Genomic DNA, 14,860 nt, shown 5'->3' with positions numbered 1-14,860 from the left:
TAACCGCTTTTAAATGCTTAAGGATTATTTTCTTTATTTATATAATGTATTTGGATTTACATAGGATTTACCATTCTTGATTTCAAAATGCAAATGATAATCATCGGCTATTTCAAATGCAGCACTTTTCCCAACACTTCCAATAACATCACCTTTATTTACTCTGTGCCCTTTTTTAACATTCATCTTTTTATTTAAGTTAGAATAAATGCTATAAAAATCACCGCCATGATCAATTACAATGGTATATCCGAGTTTATCATCTAAGTAAACCCTCTTTACTTCACCGTCTAAAATGCATTTAACATTTTCATTATTATCCGCTTTTAAATCAATTCCTGTGTGAGTAGATGAATATTCATTCAATGTCTTTGAATAAACAGGAGTAGTATTATAACTATAATCCATTATTATTTCACCGCTTTTTACCGGTTTTTTAGGATTTGAAATATCAGGTTTAGAAGTAACATTTGATACCGCTTTAGATGAAGATGTTGATTTAGTTTTATTTTCATCATTGCTTTTCGTTATATCATCCTTACCTTCATTATTTTTTGTATCATTTTCACTCTTTGTATCATTATTATCTTCTGCAACCTTAGGCTTAACTTCTTCGCTCATAACTGATTTATCACTTATTCTATCCTTATTTACATCAGCTACATTTACATTACTTTTATTAAGTACACTTGCAAATAATACTCCCACAATTAAAAGTGTACTAAATACAATACAAACCTTAGAAATAATTTGCTCTTTATTACCCATTTCTATCTTCTTTTTAATCTTTTTATTATTATCCACTTTATTACCCCCTATTTTGAGTTCTTGACCTTTATCTTTTCTTAGTATTTTCTATTATTACCGCTCTATAATGTTTTAAACACATATAAATAAATTTTTATATATTTGATATAAATAATAAAAAGAAAGGAAATATATTTTAATATTTACCTTAGATAATAAAAAAACAGTTGATTATTATATAATCAGCCGTCTTTTTTAAATATATTAAGTAATATAAATTTAATATATTATTCCGAACACCACTTTTTACACATCTCTATACGTTTCCCATTATCACCTTGCTCCTTATCATATGCAAATTGATTCAATACTTCACATGGAAATTCACTGCATTCACCGCAGTGCATATAATCTTTTTTTTTCACAACAGTCTTTTAAAGGACAAGAATCCCCCCAAAAAGGTATATCAATAAAAATGCATCCTCTACAATTTATTTCTTCCTTATAATCACACTGACTGCAATTAATACCACATCTTGACTCTATCATATTTTTCTCCTTTTTAATATAATTATATATAACAAAATATGACAACTGTATGTCAGTATTAATAATATTTCTTAATTAAGTTTATTTGTATTTATAATAAAATATAATTTAAAAAAATTTAATCCATATTATTAAAAATATATCTGCATAACTCTATAGAAATAAACTTATTTTCTTCCCATATATCATTAAATTGTTCTCTATCTAAAGGAGCATTTACAAAAGGACTTCCTATTTCTACAGTAAATGCAGGGATACTTAAATACATACTTACCCAATCTGAATATCCAAGTACTCCTGTTTTATATGCCACACTTCTATCCATTAATTCATATTGTGTTAAATCTTTTATTCGATCCCTAATCCTTATGCTTTTATTTAACAGTAAACCTTCCTGTCCGTAATCCCAGTAAAGTTCACTTCCCGTTGCATGGTAGCTTATACACATGTAAGGTCTGTTTTTCCTTGTCCAGTCTGCAATAGTCTTAGTTTCCAATTCACTTTCGGGATACTCTCCTCTATATCCCATAAATGATTTTTCATTAAAATCATAATTATCTTCCCATTTATAGCCAAAGTTCCTGTTCAAGTCAACACATCTCGCATTAGACTTCCATATTTCATGATTTATTTTATTTTCCATAATGACTTTTAAAATACTATTATATAAATTTTTATCGTTAATTATTTCTGCGCCATTAATTGAAATATCCACCCCATCGGGATTAGCCATAGGAACCAGACAAATTTTTATGTTATCTAATACGTCACAAACTCTAATTCCCATATATTTAGATGTATAATAATTTTTACACAGCAACTCAATTTGTCTCATTACAAGCACTGAAGTCATATATTCCCTTCCGTGCATGGAAGCTTGAATAAATAAAGTATACTTAGCATTTTTATTTCCAAGGGTCAATAAATAAATATTTCTATTATCATAACTTTTGCCTAAAATTTCATAGTTCAAAATATCTTTATATGTACTGCAAAGTTTATTTATATCATTATCAAGTATCTCATATGAATATTTATTATGGGATATATCTATAATGTTAAGATTTTTATCATTTATATTTGTATTAATTTCTTTATCTAAAACATTTATCTTAATACTATAATTAAAAATCTTTTTATTTATAGTAAATAACTTTAAATATGTACTACCCTTTTTCAAAGCCCTAATCATATATTTATTATCTAAATTAATTATTTCAGGATCATCTATATCCCATTTTTTATTTTCTTCAAAATTGATTTTTAATTTTTTTAAAATATCACAACTATCCCCAACCTTTAATACAATTTTAAATTTTTTTATGTGCTTATCTAAATTATCCATAAATTATATCTCCGATTTAAAATGAAATTTTTATCTTTTAAATATATGATGATAAATCAATAGTGTATTACCTTTTTTACCATTTAAAATAAAGATTTTATATTAAATAAAATTTCTTAATAACAATTAACATAAATATGGTTCAAATTACCTCTAAAAACAAAAAAATACTTTTAAATCCTTTATTTTTGGTGTATAATTCCATAAGAGAAAAACGGAGGGGCAATATGTTAGATAAATTAAAATCTATTGAAAAAAGATTTAATGAAGTTAGTGAAGATATCTCTAATCCGGATATTATAAATAATCAAGAATTATATACCGAACTTATAAAAGAACATTCTCATCTTGAACCAATCGTAATCGCATATAAAAAATATGCAGACGTAATGGAACAGCTTGAGTCAAATAAAGAAATGCTAAACGATAGTGATGATGATGACTTTAAGGAAATGATACTTGAAGATATTTCATCATTGAACGAACAAAAAGAAGAATTGGAACAGGAAATCAAAATACTTCTTATACCAAAAGACCCTAATGATGATAAAAACGTTATAGTTGAAATCCGTGCGGGAGTAGGCGGAGATGAAGCTGCTTTATTTGCGGGAGATTTACTTAGAATGTATACCCGATATGCAGAAAGAAACAGATGGAAAGTGGAAATGCTTTCTACAAACGAAATCGGTATCGGAGGATATAAAGAAGCAGTATTCTCGATACAGGGTAAAGGTGCTTATTCAAGGCTAAAATACGAAAGCGGAACACATAGAGTTCAAAGAATTCCAGATACAGAATCAAGCGGAAGGATTCATACGTCAGCAATTACGGTAGCTGTCCTCCCCGAAGCGGAAGATGTCGAAGTAAATATCGACCCTAACGATTTAAGGGTTGATGTTTATCGTTCAAGCGGTAACGGGGGGCAAAGTGTAAACACTACAGACTCTGCGGTTAGAATTACACATATACCTTCGGGATTGGTCGTTGCATGTCAGGACGAAAAATCACAGCTTAAAAATAAAGATAAAGCATTAAAAATATTAAAAGCCAGATTATTTGAAATCGAACAGAGAAAACAACAGGAAGCTATCGCCAGCAACAGGAAAAGTCAGATAGGAAGCGGTGATAGATCAGAAAGAATAAGAACTTATAATTTCCCGCAAGGAAGAGTTACAGACCATAGAGTAGGTCTTACACTATATAAATTAAATGACGTTCTTGACGGTGATATTGATGAATTTATTGATACATTAATCGTCCAAGACCAGTCTGAACAAATGGGGATTGATGAGTAAAGCCTAGGGCTCCGCCCTATAACCCGCCAATTTTTGCTTGTCCAAAAATTGGATTTAACGACCCCGCTAAGCGCGGTGCTTCAAACGCTTTTCGATTTTCTATAAAACGCTGCCCGCGTTTTATGAAAGAAAAGCTACCCTACCCCATTCAAGCAAATAAATTAAAATAAAAAAGAGTAACTTTTTGTTACTCTTTTTTTATGTTTCATAAAGCATCTGGGGTGGGCTAGACTGTTCAAAAAAAATGCGGGCAACATTTTCCTTGAAATCCAGTCGAGAAAAGCCTCCGCGGCGAATGAGCGGAGATTTTTGGAACTTTTTATCTCTAAAAAGTTCAGATGATTATTTATACCCACTAATAAGCCCTCCCATTAATGCATCCATTAACTTCGTATCTACTTTTAAATTATAACTGTAATTTTCATTTTTAGTCAAATTTATATTTATGCGTTTAGTGATCTTTTTCTTACTTTTACTTGCAGAAGAAATTTCTTTAGCTAAAATATCCAAACATTTTTTATTTAACTTTTTCTTATTGAGCTTTCCCGAATATAGATTTGATATCATGTAATCGTAAGATTTATCCTCATAATTATCAAAAACCTTTTTAAAACTAACATTTGTAATGTCAGCTTTAACAATTGCACCGGTTTCATTTTCCGTAATAGAAACTAATTTAAAAGACAAGTTTTTAAATAAATTCTTATAAATCCCGTCAAGTGTTTTTTTATCTCCGGTACTGTTAAGAAGCAAATTTACGTATTTATTATTTGTATATCCTATTAAAACATCTTCATTTTTAGTCTTAACGGCATTTAAAAACTCAGATACCTTATCTTCAGGCTTTACAAAGCTGCAGCCAAATATACTTATGCTCATCAAACCTATTAATAATATAGATAATAATTTTTTCATTATTTTTTCCTCTTTTCATATTCATATATATTTTATATATATTTAGGTATACTTTCAAGTTAATATAGTATATTATATAAAATTTTGACATTTTACACAAAAATAAGTACAATTAAATAAATTACTTGAAATCAAATACGACAATAAAATAAAAAAGATTGTAAGGTAGGTAATCATGAAAACTACTAAAAAAAAGATAAAAATAAAAAAAACATTAAAAGTAAAGAAGAAAAAAACAAATTTACAAGAAAATAATGTATATAAAGAGCAAGAAAATTCTAATATAAATAAAATTTTTAATGACGATATCAATTTAAGCAATGTAGAAAACACAATTGAAGATAATAAAACTCTTAAAAATAACTTAAAAAAGGATGAAATCAATATAATTGAAACGACAGAAGAAAATCCTTTAGAATCATTGCTTCAGGAACTTGAAGAAGCAAATAATAACAATAATATTAAAGATAATAAAGAAGCTGATCCTTTGGAAAAGACATTGACAGAAATAGATAAATTGGAGCATTTGGTAGATGAAACTATAGATGACATAAAAATAAAAGGAATATCAGAAAATATTAATGAAATTGAAGAAGACGATGAAATTATTTCAGACGTTGATGAAATAAAAAAAGAACTAAATGAATTAGAAAATGAACTAAAAGAAGATATCCCTAAGCTAAAGAAAAAAACAAAAAAAAGAAATATAATCATTGCAATTTGTTCGGTGCTTATTATCGCTATAATATCCTCAACCGGAGGATATTATATAATAAAAGCCAAAGCAGAAGAGAAAGAAGCTTTAAAAATTGCTAACATCGCAAAAACAGCAAAAGAAGTCAATGTTGCAAATGCACTTAGAAATCATACTGCTAAAAAAGTAAAAAAACAAAAAAATATACCAAGCTATTCATTATCCGAAATCCATAAGCTTGATATGAGTAAACCGAGCGGGGTAACCGCAGCTGATTTAAAACTCGTAACAAGTCAGGGACTCGTAGGACTTGAACAAGCATTTGTAAATGCAGAAAAAAAATATAAAGTCAACGCTTTATTCTTAGTAGCAATAGCATCGCTGGAAAGTGCAAATGGAACTATATGCTTTAAACCAAATAACATGTTCGGTTATGGTTCTAAGGGATATCCTTCAAAGGAAGCGAATATATATGATGTGGCAGACGGTATAGGAAATGGATATCTTAAACCGGGTTCGGGACTTTACAGCGGAAAGACAATAAGTGATGTAAATAAAAGATATGCTTCAAGCTCTACATGGGATACAAAAGTAGCAAATAATATGCACAAATATTATTCTGTAATAAGTGCAAGAAGAAAATCCGCATTAAAGAAATTATAAAAAGAACCTAAATAGGTTCTTTTTTATTACTTATTTGATATCATATCTTTAATAGTTGTATTTTGCATATTAACTTTTAAAAACTTTTCTATTTCATTATAAAATCTATCAATATAACACTTGTAAATAAATTGTTTAGCTTCTCTTGGATAATTAAAATTATTTAAAATACTAATACTTCCTTCAAACAGTATGACTAAATCATATATACTGATTTCCTCTGCATCTTTTAAAAGATAATACATTAAATTATTTTTTCCCAGTACCTTTGCTTCAACAAGTATATTAATAACACTTAATAGAAAACTCTTTCTTGTTGGAATAACTCTATGTATCTCTTCAAAGGTTTTGTTTTCTCGTTCAATTAATAAATACATTATTATCTTTATTGCTGAATCAGTCATATTATCAAATTTCATAAAGGTTCCTCGTTATTAAAATATTTTATTTTGTTACTTTATTCTTACAATTTGTAACAATAATGATATATTTAAAATATAAATAATTTTTACTAATTTTGATATATTACTTCTATATTTTATTACATATAATAATATAATTGTAATATTTACATATGTTACTATATTTAAACTTTTTTTGACAAATTTTAAATAAATATTCTGTTTGCTTTCAATCAGGGGCGCGGAATCTGCGCGAGCAGGCGTAGTGCCCCGAGAATAAAGAAAATAAAAAAGACGGCTAATAGTCGTCTTTTTTTGTATCATGCTGATTTTTTTACTTGTGCAAGTAAACTGTTATCTTTGCTAAACAAACCTTTAGCAAGCTTAACTATTTCTGAGCTTACAAGAGGAACTAAAGATAGAGTGAGTACAAAGTCCCATTTAGATGTTCCGAGAGGTGTAAGCACAAATATATTTCTCAGTACGGGAATGAGAACAACAAATATGGCAAGCATTGCGGATACTATATTGGCGATTATCAAAGTCTTATTCTTAAGAGGACTGTCGTCAAATATACTTTCTTTCATGGCTCTTACATTGAATGTATGAAAAAGCTGAGATAAACATAGTATCAGAAAAGCAAATGTCCTTCCTTCGCTGAGAGAATAATATGTACATCCGTACCAAAAACCGACTAACGTAACAGCCCCGATCAAAAGACCCTCAAAAAGCACTCTCACACTAAAACCGAAAGTAAATATATTTTCGCTTTTACTGGCGGGTTTTTGAGTCATGACATCAATGTTATTTTCATCCACCCCGAGAGCAAGAGCTGGAAGTGAGTCTGTGACCAAGTTCACCCAAAGTAAATGTATCGGGAGGAGGGGCATAGGAAAGTTTAATAGTGTTGCAAGGAACAATGTCATTATCTCTCCTATATTACATGAAATAAGGAAATGCATGGCTTTCTTTATATTCCTAAACACCTTCCTCCCCTCTTTCACAGCCATTACAATGGTAGAAAAATTATCGTCGCATAAAATCATGTCTGAAGCATTTTTGGCTACGTCAGTACCCGTTATCCCCATTGCACACCCGATATCCGCTCTCTTGAGTGCGGGAGCGTCGTTTACGCCGTCTCCGCTCATTGCAACTACATTATTTGTATTTTGAAAGGCTTTTACTATCCTAACTTTATCCTTTGGAGAAACCCTTGCATAGACGGATATATTTCCTATCCTATCAGCAAGTTCCTCGTCCGTCAGCTTTTCGAGTTCAAGTCCTGTTATACATTCTTCGCCTTCGGATAATATTCCGAGGTCCTTTGCGATAGCCTCTGCGGTGAGTTTATGGTCTCCGGTTATCATAACTGTTTTTATACCCGCTTTTTTACATTCATTTATGGAATCCAATACTTCTTCTCTCGGAGGGTCTATCATTGCGGTAAGACCGACAAAAATCAAATCATTTTCTATTTCATTTTCACTCGGCATATTATCAACGACTTTATAAGCATAAGCCAAAACTCTGTAAGCCTTTGAAGAAAGCTCATTTACTTGATTATAAAAACCTATCTTATCCATCTCACTTAGTTTTTTTATTTTATCTTCACAAACATAATGAGAACATTTTTCAAGCAAAACATCGCTGGCACCTTTGGTGTATACGATATACTTGCCCTCCTCTTTATATACGCTGCTCATCATCTTTCTTGAAGAGTCAAAAGGAAGCTCCATAAATCTCTCTTTTTTATTTCGGTTTATGCCGCTCTTCTTTGCAAGTTCTATCAAAGCTACTTCCGTCGTATCCCCTATCCTTACTTCTTTTCCGTCCTTATCGTAACTTATATTCGAGTCGTTGCAGTCATATGCTATATTTACAAGCATTTTATAAGCGATACTTTTATTGGTGGAAAATTCATCTTTATTTATCAGCCTATTCGTTATATAAACCTTTTCCACGCTCATTTTATTCATTGTAAGAGTACCTGTCTTATCAGAACAAATCACATTGGCACTTCCCAGCGTTTCAACGGCGTGCATCTTTCTTACTATCGCACCCTTTTTACTTAACCTGGTTATACCAATGGATAGAACTATGGTTATGACCGTAGGAAGCCCCTCGGGAATAGCCGCAACGGCAAGAGATATGCTCGTCATAAACATATCCAGAGCTTTGTTTCCATGCATAAAACCTAAAACAAAGATAAGAGCACATATCACTAGACAGCCGATAGAAAGGACTTTTCCTATTTCGTTTGTCTTTTCTGCCAAAGGAGTCATAGTTTCTTCTTCGGTAGATAACATCTTCGCAACTTTACCGATTTCGCTGTCCATTCCGCTTGCCGTAACTATATATGTACATTTCCCGTATGTGACTATACCCGAAGAATAGACCATATTTTTTCTGTCCGCCAAAGGTACATCCTTATCTTCTATCAAAGAGCTGTCTTTATCCACCGATACGCTTTCTCCGGTAAGAGAAGACTCGTCCACCTGAAGATTTGAACATTCTATTATCCTTCCGTCTGCGGCAATCAAATCTCCGCTTTCCGCAAAGACTATATCCCCCACAACGACTTCGGGAAAAGGAACTTTCATGACCTGACCGTCACGATACACCTTTGCTTCATTTACGCTAAGCTCCTTTAAAGCTTCCAGTTCATTATCCGCACGATACTCCTGAAAAGATGCTATCAAAGCATTAAGAGTAACTACGAATAATATCATTATCGCATCGCTGGCTTGTCCGATAAAAAAAGACACCGCACTGGCAACGAGAAGAACAAGTATCAAAAAATCCTGAAACTGAGTTAAAAATATTTCAAGAAAAGTATGTCTTTTCTCCTCTGCGAGAACATTCTCCCCGTACATCTCAAGACGTTTTTTTGCTTCTGCACTGGTAAGTCCGTTTTTATCATCACTATGTAACATTTTTATGATTTCATCGACTTTTATATTAAAAAACATAATATGCCTCCTTTATCTTAAAAAAATTATAGTTAAAAGAGCATGTACAATTTATCATTTTTTGTTATAAAGAAAATAAACTAAAATAAATTTTATGTATTTGTATTCATTAATATGATTAAAAATATGATATTTTATGAAATCAGATATACATAAATAATAAAAACACATTTGATATACAAAATAAATAGATTTTAAATCCTTTTTTAAATGTAAAACCTATAAAAAGTCAATAACATTGAAATTAGAATGACATACATCATGCATCATTATTTAAAAAGGGATTATTTCATATAGACAAAGAATTAAAAAACTTAATTAAATTTATCTATATTTAAAAATTAATATGATACTTTTATTAAAAGCGAATGTCTGACTATCGGGGCACTACGCCTGCTGACGCAGATTCCGCGCCCCGATACAAAAAAAGAAGACGCCTTAAACACGTCTTCCATATAAATAACAAACTATTTTATTTTAATAAAATTACAGTACCCGTTTTTAATAAAAAACAATAATAAATTTTCTAATATTCATATTAACTTTTATTATCTCTGTTATCAAAATAATATTTATAAGCTTCCCCCATAAATTTAGAAGCTCCGGCACCGTATTTTTTATCCACCGCTTCTATGATATTTTGATTATTAAGATATCCGTCTATCATTATATCAAAGTAATTTTCTCCCATATCCATATCAGGCATTAGCTTTAAAATATCTTCGATGATATTTTGAACTTCATATGATTTTACGTCCAAAGTCAAATCACTTAATAGTAAATTCATAAGGCGTTCGTTTTCCTCTACATACCCCTTATCCTTTATCATCTCCATATTCTCGGTAAAATTATCTAAATTCTTCTTTATAGCCTCAGTATATTTTTTAGTACTCCCGTAATACTTAACTGCATTTTTTGCTACATTTATTTCATCTTCCCTAACCTTTTCGATAAATTTATCGAAATTCTCTATGCTTCCCCAATTTTTGATTACCTCTTCGTTATTTTCACTTTTGAATTTCTCCAAGAGAGCAATATATTCGCTTAAATCAAATTCTTCGAAACTCATATCCTTTTCTCCTTTTTCAAGTTTATCAAGTAAACCGAGAAGTCTGTTAAGAGAGTACTCAGTGCTTCATCGTCGTATAGCCTATATCCCGCTTTAGTGACTTTGGTCGGTTTGAACACCCCTATTTCATCGTAGTACTGAAGAGTCCTAACGCTTACTCCCGTTAAATCCGCGACCTCTTTAACCGTCCTCATATAAGACTTCCCTCCTTTTACTTAATTAAGATAGAATATCTTCTGTCGACATATATATCATCTTTAGATATATAATACATTATCACGCAGCGTGAGAGTCAATACCTTTTTATAAATATCTAAAATAAATATAAAAAACTCCCTTTAGGGAGTTTTAAATCAATGCTTTTATTGCCTTTATATATTTCTTTGATTTTTCTTTCGCTTCTTTCATATCTTTTCCATTGGATAAGATATAAAGCTTTACCTTGGGTTCCGTACCGCTGGGACGGTAAATAACGTCACAGCCGTCTTCAAGCTCATAAAATAACACGTCCGAACTAACTTCATCAAGCTTAGTAACTTCCCCTGTAAATATATCTTTTACGGTATGGTTTAAATAATCTCTTAACTTTACGACTTTCGTCCCCGCAAAATCGTAAGGCGGTTCTTCTCTTAAACGTTCCCCGGTCTCTTTCATCCGCTCTACTCCGTCAAGCCCCTGCATATAAACGCTTTCGGTAAGTTCGTCGTAGTATCCGTACTCTTTATACATAAGTTCTAAAGCGTCGAGCAGATCCATTCCTTTATCCAAATAATAACACGCCATTTCAGCGATTATCATGGAAGTGACTACCCCGTCTTTATCTCTGGCATAGCTTCCTTTAAGATACCCTATGCTTTCTTCAAATCCGTATAAGAATTTATATTTGTTTTCATGTTCTATTTCTTTTATCTTCTTACCGACAAATTTAAATCCGGTAAGTACATCGTATAATTTTACATTATTTTTTTTACATATTTCATCTACGATATTTGTGGTAACTATACTTTTTGTGACCGCAAAGTTATCTTCAAACTCGCCTTTTTCCTTTTTGGCTTTTATAATATAACTAAGTATCAATGCTCCCACCTGATTTCCGGTAATGGTTTCATACTCTCCATGTTTATTCTTAGCCATTACCCCTACCCTGTCGCAGTCGGGGTCCGTACCTATTATCAAATCCGCATCGTTTTTCTTTGCCGTTTTTATCGCTTCGTAAAAGCCCTCCGCATTTTCCGGGTTGGGAGATTTGACCGTAGGGAAATTTCCGTCAAGGACCATTTGACTTTCCACCAAGATAAGATTTTTAAGACCGATTTTTTCTAACACCAAAGGTACGAGCTTATAACCGCAGCCGTGGAACGGAGTGTATACAAGTTTAAAATCATCGGAGTATTTTTTTGTGTATTTGGTATATTCGCTTTCACCTAATACTCTTTCAACATAAGCATTATCTATTTCTTTTCCGATGATATTAAGTAAGCCTTTATTTAAGGCAATATCTTTATCCATGGTAATGATATCACTTAATACATCTGTATCCTTCATATTTTCATGCACTTTATCCGCCATATCCGGAGGCATTTGAGCTCCGTCTTCCCAGTATACCTTATAGCCGTTGTATTCCTTCGTATTATGAGAAGCAGTGATATTTATACCTGAGATGGCTTTCAGTTCTCTTATGGCAAATGAAAGCTCGGGAGTTGGTCTTATATCATCAAAGAGGTATGTTTTTATACCCATATTACATAGAGTAAGTGCGGCGGCAAGAGCAAATTCCCTTGAATGATTTCTGGGGTCGAAACTTATGACAACACCTTTATTCATTGCATCCTCTCCCATATCCAAAATCACTTTGCCGAGAGAATAAGTCGTGTGCTTTATGGTATAACCATTCATCATATTTACACCGGCTCCCATTATCCCTCTAAGCCCCGCCGTACCAAAATCCATAAGCTTGGAAAACCTATATTCTTTTTCCTCTTCGTCATCTTTTATATTTAGAAGCTCTTCTTTTGAAGCTTCGTCCAATACACTGCTGTTTAGCCATTTTTCGTATTCTCTCTTATAATCCATTAAATCCTCCTTTATATAATGATTTTAATAAACCTATACTTTACTCATGTTCTTTGCAGGACAGCTCTTCAACGATTATTTTAATGACAGATACCGCCTCTATCATTTTTTTATCAAAGTCCCAGCCTTCTTTCCCCGAATTATGTTTCATTATAATCTTAAGCCCATGTATTTTTTCTTTATCATTTTCAATAATAGAAATCTTTCCCGTACCTATGATACTTTGGTACCCGAAAGAATACCCGCAGGGGCTACTGTTTTCATGAAGCTTGTGATTGGTATCCAGCTCAAATCCCGCATATTTATTCTCTTTTATCAAATCTATTTTCCTGCCCTCTTTTGCTCCGTGACAATAAAAATATCTTTTACTGTCTCTTACTTCATACCCAAAGTTAAGAGGCACGATATATGGTCTATCTTTATCATTTAGAGCAATCCTTATGCAGTCGCATTTACATATTATTTCATCAATCAAATTTATATCGGTTATTTCATTGTCTTTTCTTCTAATTTTATGTTCCCGATTATTGTTTTTTAATTGCATTTCGCTGTAGCAAAGGTAATCCCCGTTCTCGGTCTTTAATTTATGATATGATTTATATTCATATCCTCTTTTTAAGTAAAGGCTCACAGCGGGAAAAGAAGCGTCTATATGTACACTGTCAAATTTTTCTAATATTTTTCTTTCCACAAAATCTAAAATCATGCTCCCGTAACCCATACCCTGAAAATGAGGAAGCACAAAAAATCTGTTTATTTCATTGTCGTTTATCGTAACGGTAGCGATATATTCACCATTTTCTTTAATGAGATATACCCTACCATTACTCAAATCCTCGGTTATATTATCTTTACTGTGATGAGAAAGGAAAAAATCCACCGCACCTTTGGGATAATACCTTGGATAAATTTCCTTTATAGTATCATGAGTTATATTTTTTACTCTTCCAAAATCATTTATATCTGCTTTTATTATCTCCATTATTTACTCCTAAAAATACTTAAATCAAACAATTTACCATATCACCAAAAACATTTTGTTAGATATAAACTAATATCATACTTATAATAAATTCAATATATTTTATAAAAATCAATTAATATTATCCCTAGTTTTATTCTATTATCATCGTATGCTTTATCAAAGTCAAATCATTGATAGCTTTTTTATTAATCATTTTTATCAAAACAAAAGAAACATTTATATTAAGTACTGATTTTCAAAATGAAAAGGAATATCTATATGTTCCCACATACGTACTCATTATCAGCTTATCCACAATACACCTGTCTTCACTGTGGATAAGTGCATTTGATCCTTACTGTTATCATAAAAAATCAGTGACGGTCATTGAATAATGATGTAAATGATGTATCGGATATATCTTTTCACGCTATTATTAATATACCCGATATATTTTTATACTCTTATTACATATTTCATAAATATTTATATCATTTATAATTGTCATTATAATTTTATAATCGGATATTTAAACCTCTGCGGCATAGGCTCTTACGGGAGAACCGTCACCGTTCTTTATTTTTAAAGGAACGAAGTGGAATATATAATTTTTATTAATATCCAGCTTATCCAAATTTGCAAGGTTTTCAACGATCAATATATCATTACTTAAAAATATATCATGTGCGTCGAAATTATCGTTATTATATGTAGAGTCCACACTGAAAGTATCTATACCCACAAGCTTTATCCCCATGCTTTTTAAATACACTGCCGCTTCTTTTGATAAATAAGGATGAGATATGTAATCTTCACTGTTAAAATACTTATCATAGCCTGTCCTTATCACAGCAAAGTCGCTCTTTAAAATAGCTTCCCCGAAAGGTTCCAAATCGTCTATAAATATCACTTCGTTATTCTTTTTATAGCTTACATCTATTAATGCTCCCCTGCCTATGAAACTTTCCACACCATAATCGGTTACGGTCTTACCATTTTCATTAAAATGAAAAGGAACATCTATATGAGTTCCGGTGTGAGTACCCATTGTTAGCTTATCCACATGACAATGGTCTTTACTGTGGATAAGTACCTCTTCCACTTTTACCTCAGGGTCTGAGGGATAAACCGTCATATCGGTTTCGATAACATTAGTCAAATCAATTATATTCATAT

Annotated in this window: 13 protein-coding genes; 2 read left to right on the top strand and 11 right to left on the bottom strand. The window is 31.4% G+C overall.

Annotation, left to right across the window (positions count from 1 at the left end; translation table 11 throughout):
- Positions 1 to 33: 33 nt before the first annotated feature.
- From NSA01_RS10090 to NSA01_RS05415, 3 genes are all read right to left on the bottom strand, one after another.
- Complete coding sequence (locus NSA01_RS10090; RefSeq protein WP_257480490.1) at positions 34 to 804, bottom strand: peptidoglycan DD-metalloendopeptidase family protein; 771 nt, start codon at positions 802 to 804, stop codon at positions 34 to 36.
- Positions 805 to 1,034: 230 nt separating this feature from the next.
- Complete coding sequence (locus NSA01_RS10085) at positions 1,035 to 1,172, bottom strand: hypothetical protein (protein ID WP_373887184.1); 138 nt, start codon at positions 1,170 to 1,172, stop codon at positions 1,035 to 1,037.
- A gap of 242 nt (positions 1,173 to 1,414) precedes the next feature.
- Positions 1,415 to 2,641 carry a M14 family zinc carboxypeptidase gene (locus tag NSA01_RS05415; protein ID WP_257480489.1) on the bottom strand — a complete coding sequence of 409 codons (1,227 nt, stop codon included), beginning with the start codon at positions 2,639 to 2,641 and terminating at the stop codon, positions 1,415 to 1,417.
- A gap of 227 nt (positions 2,642 to 2,868) precedes the next feature.
- Between NSA01_RS05415 and prfA the strand changes: the two genes are divergently transcribed.
- A complete protein-coding gene (prfA, locus tag NSA01_RS05410) occupies positions 2,869 to 3,936 on the top strand; it encodes a peptide chain release factor 1 (RefSeq protein ID WP_257480487.1) in 1,068 nt (355 codons plus the stop codon).
- Between the two features lie 342 nt (positions 3,937 to 4,278).
- Here the strand turns inward: prfA and NSA01_RS05405 are convergent, their stop codons facing one another.
- Positions 4,279 to 4,851, bottom strand: a complete 573-nt coding sequence (locus tag NSA01_RS05405; protein WP_257480486.1) for a hypothetical protein — start codon at positions 4,849 to 4,851, stop codon at positions 4,279 to 4,281.
- A 175-nt stretch (positions 4,852 to 5,026) separates the two neighbouring features.
- Between NSA01_RS05405 and NSA01_RS05400 the strand changes: the two genes are divergently transcribed.
- Positions 5,027 to 6,208, top strand: a complete 1,182-nt coding sequence (locus NSA01_RS05400) for a glucosaminidase domain-containing protein (RefSeq protein WP_257480485.1) — start codon at positions 5,027 to 5,029, stop codon at positions 6,206 to 6,208.
- 26 nt (positions 6,209 to 6,234) lie between these two features.
- Here the strand turns inward: NSA01_RS05400 and NSA01_RS05395 are convergent, their stop codons facing one another.
- From NSA01_RS05395 to NSA01_RS05370, 7 genes are all read right to left on the bottom strand, one after another.
- Positions 6,235 to 6,627, bottom strand: coding sequence for an Rrf2 family transcriptional regulator (locus NSA01_RS05395; protein WP_257480484.1), 393 nt, complete (start codon positions 6,625 to 6,627; stop codon positions 6,235 to 6,237).
- A 302-nt stretch (positions 6,628 to 6,929) separates the two neighbouring features.
- The gene (locus NSA01_RS05390; protein ID WP_257480483.1) at positions 6,930 to 9,578 is read right to left on the bottom strand and encodes a calcium-translocating P-type ATPase, PMCA-type; all 2,649 of its coding nucleotides are present in this window, start codon (positions 9,576 to 9,578) and stop codon (positions 6,930 to 6,932) included.
- 538 nt (positions 9,579 to 10,116) lie between these two features.
- Complete coding sequence (locus NSA01_RS05385) at positions 10,117 to 10,647, bottom strand: TipAS antibiotic-recognition domain-containing protein (RefSeq protein WP_306813856.1); 531 nt, start codon at positions 10,645 to 10,647, stop codon at positions 10,117 to 10,119.
- Positions 10,644 to 10,841, bottom strand: coding sequence for a MerR family DNA-binding transcriptional regulator (locus NSA01_RS10030; protein WP_306813855.1), 198 nt, complete (start codon positions 10,839 to 10,841; stop codon positions 10,644 to 10,646). Before NSA01_RS10030 ends, NSA01_RS05385 begins: the two co-directional genes overlap by 4 nt.
- Positions 10,842 to 10,995: 154 nt before the next feature.
- A complete protein-coding gene (locus NSA01_RS05380; protein WP_257480482.1) occupies positions 10,996 to 12,720 on the bottom strand; it encodes a phospho-sugar mutase in 1,725 nt (574 codons plus the stop codon).
- A gap of 40 nt (positions 12,721 to 12,760) precedes the next feature.
- Positions 12,761 to 13,702: a GNAT family N-acetyltransferase gene (locus NSA01_RS05375; protein ID WP_257480481.1), complete on the bottom strand. Its 942-nt coding sequence runs from the start codon at positions 13,700 to 13,702 to the stop codon at positions 12,761 to 12,763.
- A 511-nt stretch (positions 13,703 to 14,213) separates the two neighbouring features.
- Complete coding sequence (locus NSA01_RS05370; protein WP_257480480.1) at positions 14,214 to 14,858, bottom strand: cyclase family protein; 645 nt, start codon at positions 14,856 to 14,858, stop codon at positions 14,214 to 14,216.
- Between the last annotated feature and the right edge of the window lie 2 nt (positions 14,859 to 14,860).

Source organism: Anaerofustis stercorihominis, from assembly GCF_024623185.1.
Lineage (GTDB): Bacteria > Bacillota > Clostridia > Eubacteriales > Anaerofustaceae > Anaerofustis.
This window is presented reverse-complemented; position numbering and strand designations above follow the sequence as displayed.

Excerpts from the sequence above, each read along its gene's own strand:
- prfA (WP_257480487.1), top strand. The coding sequence starts at position 2,869 with ATGTTAGATAAATTAAAATCTATTGAAAAAAGATTTAATGAAGTTAGT.
- NSA01_RS05390 (WP_257480483.1), bottom strand. The coding sequence starts at position 9,578 with ATGTTTTTTAATATAAAAGTCGATGAAATCATAAAAATGTTACATAGT.
- NSA01_RS05385 (WP_306813856.1), bottom strand. The coding sequence starts at position 10,647 with ATGAGTTTCGAAGAATTTGATTTAAGCGAATATATTGCTCTCTTGGAG.
- NSA01_RS05400 (WP_257480485.1), top strand. The coding sequence starts at position 5,027 with ATGAAAACTACTAAAAAAAAGATAAAAATAAAAAAAACATTAAAAGTA.
- NSA01_RS05375 (WP_257480481.1), bottom strand. The coding sequence starts at position 13,702 with ATGGAGATAATAAAAGCAGATATAAATGATTTTGGAAGAGTAAAAAAT.
- NSA01_RS05395 (WP_257480484.1), bottom strand. The coding sequence starts at position 6,627 with ATGAAATTTGATAATATGACTGATTCAGCAATAAAGATAATAATGTAT.
- NSA01_RS05415 (WP_257480489.1), bottom strand. The coding sequence starts at position 2,641 with ATGGATAATTTAGATAAGCACATAAAAAAATTTAAAATTGTATTAAAG.
- NSA01_RS05405 (WP_257480486.1), bottom strand. The coding sequence starts at position 4,851 with ATGAAAAAATTATTATCTATATTATTAATAGGTTTGATGAGCATAAGT.
- NSA01_RS10030 (WP_306813855.1), bottom strand. The coding sequence starts at position 10,841 with ATGAGGACGGTTAAAGAGGTCGCGGATTTAACGGGAGTAAGCGTTAGG.
- NSA01_RS05380 (WP_257480482.1), bottom strand. The coding sequence starts at position 12,720 with ATGGATTATAAGAGAGAATACGAAAAATGGCTAAACAGCAGTGTATTG.
- NSA01_RS05370 (WP_257480480.1), bottom strand. The coding sequence starts at position 14,858 with ATGAATATAATTGATTTGACTAATGTTATCGAAACCGATATGACGGTT.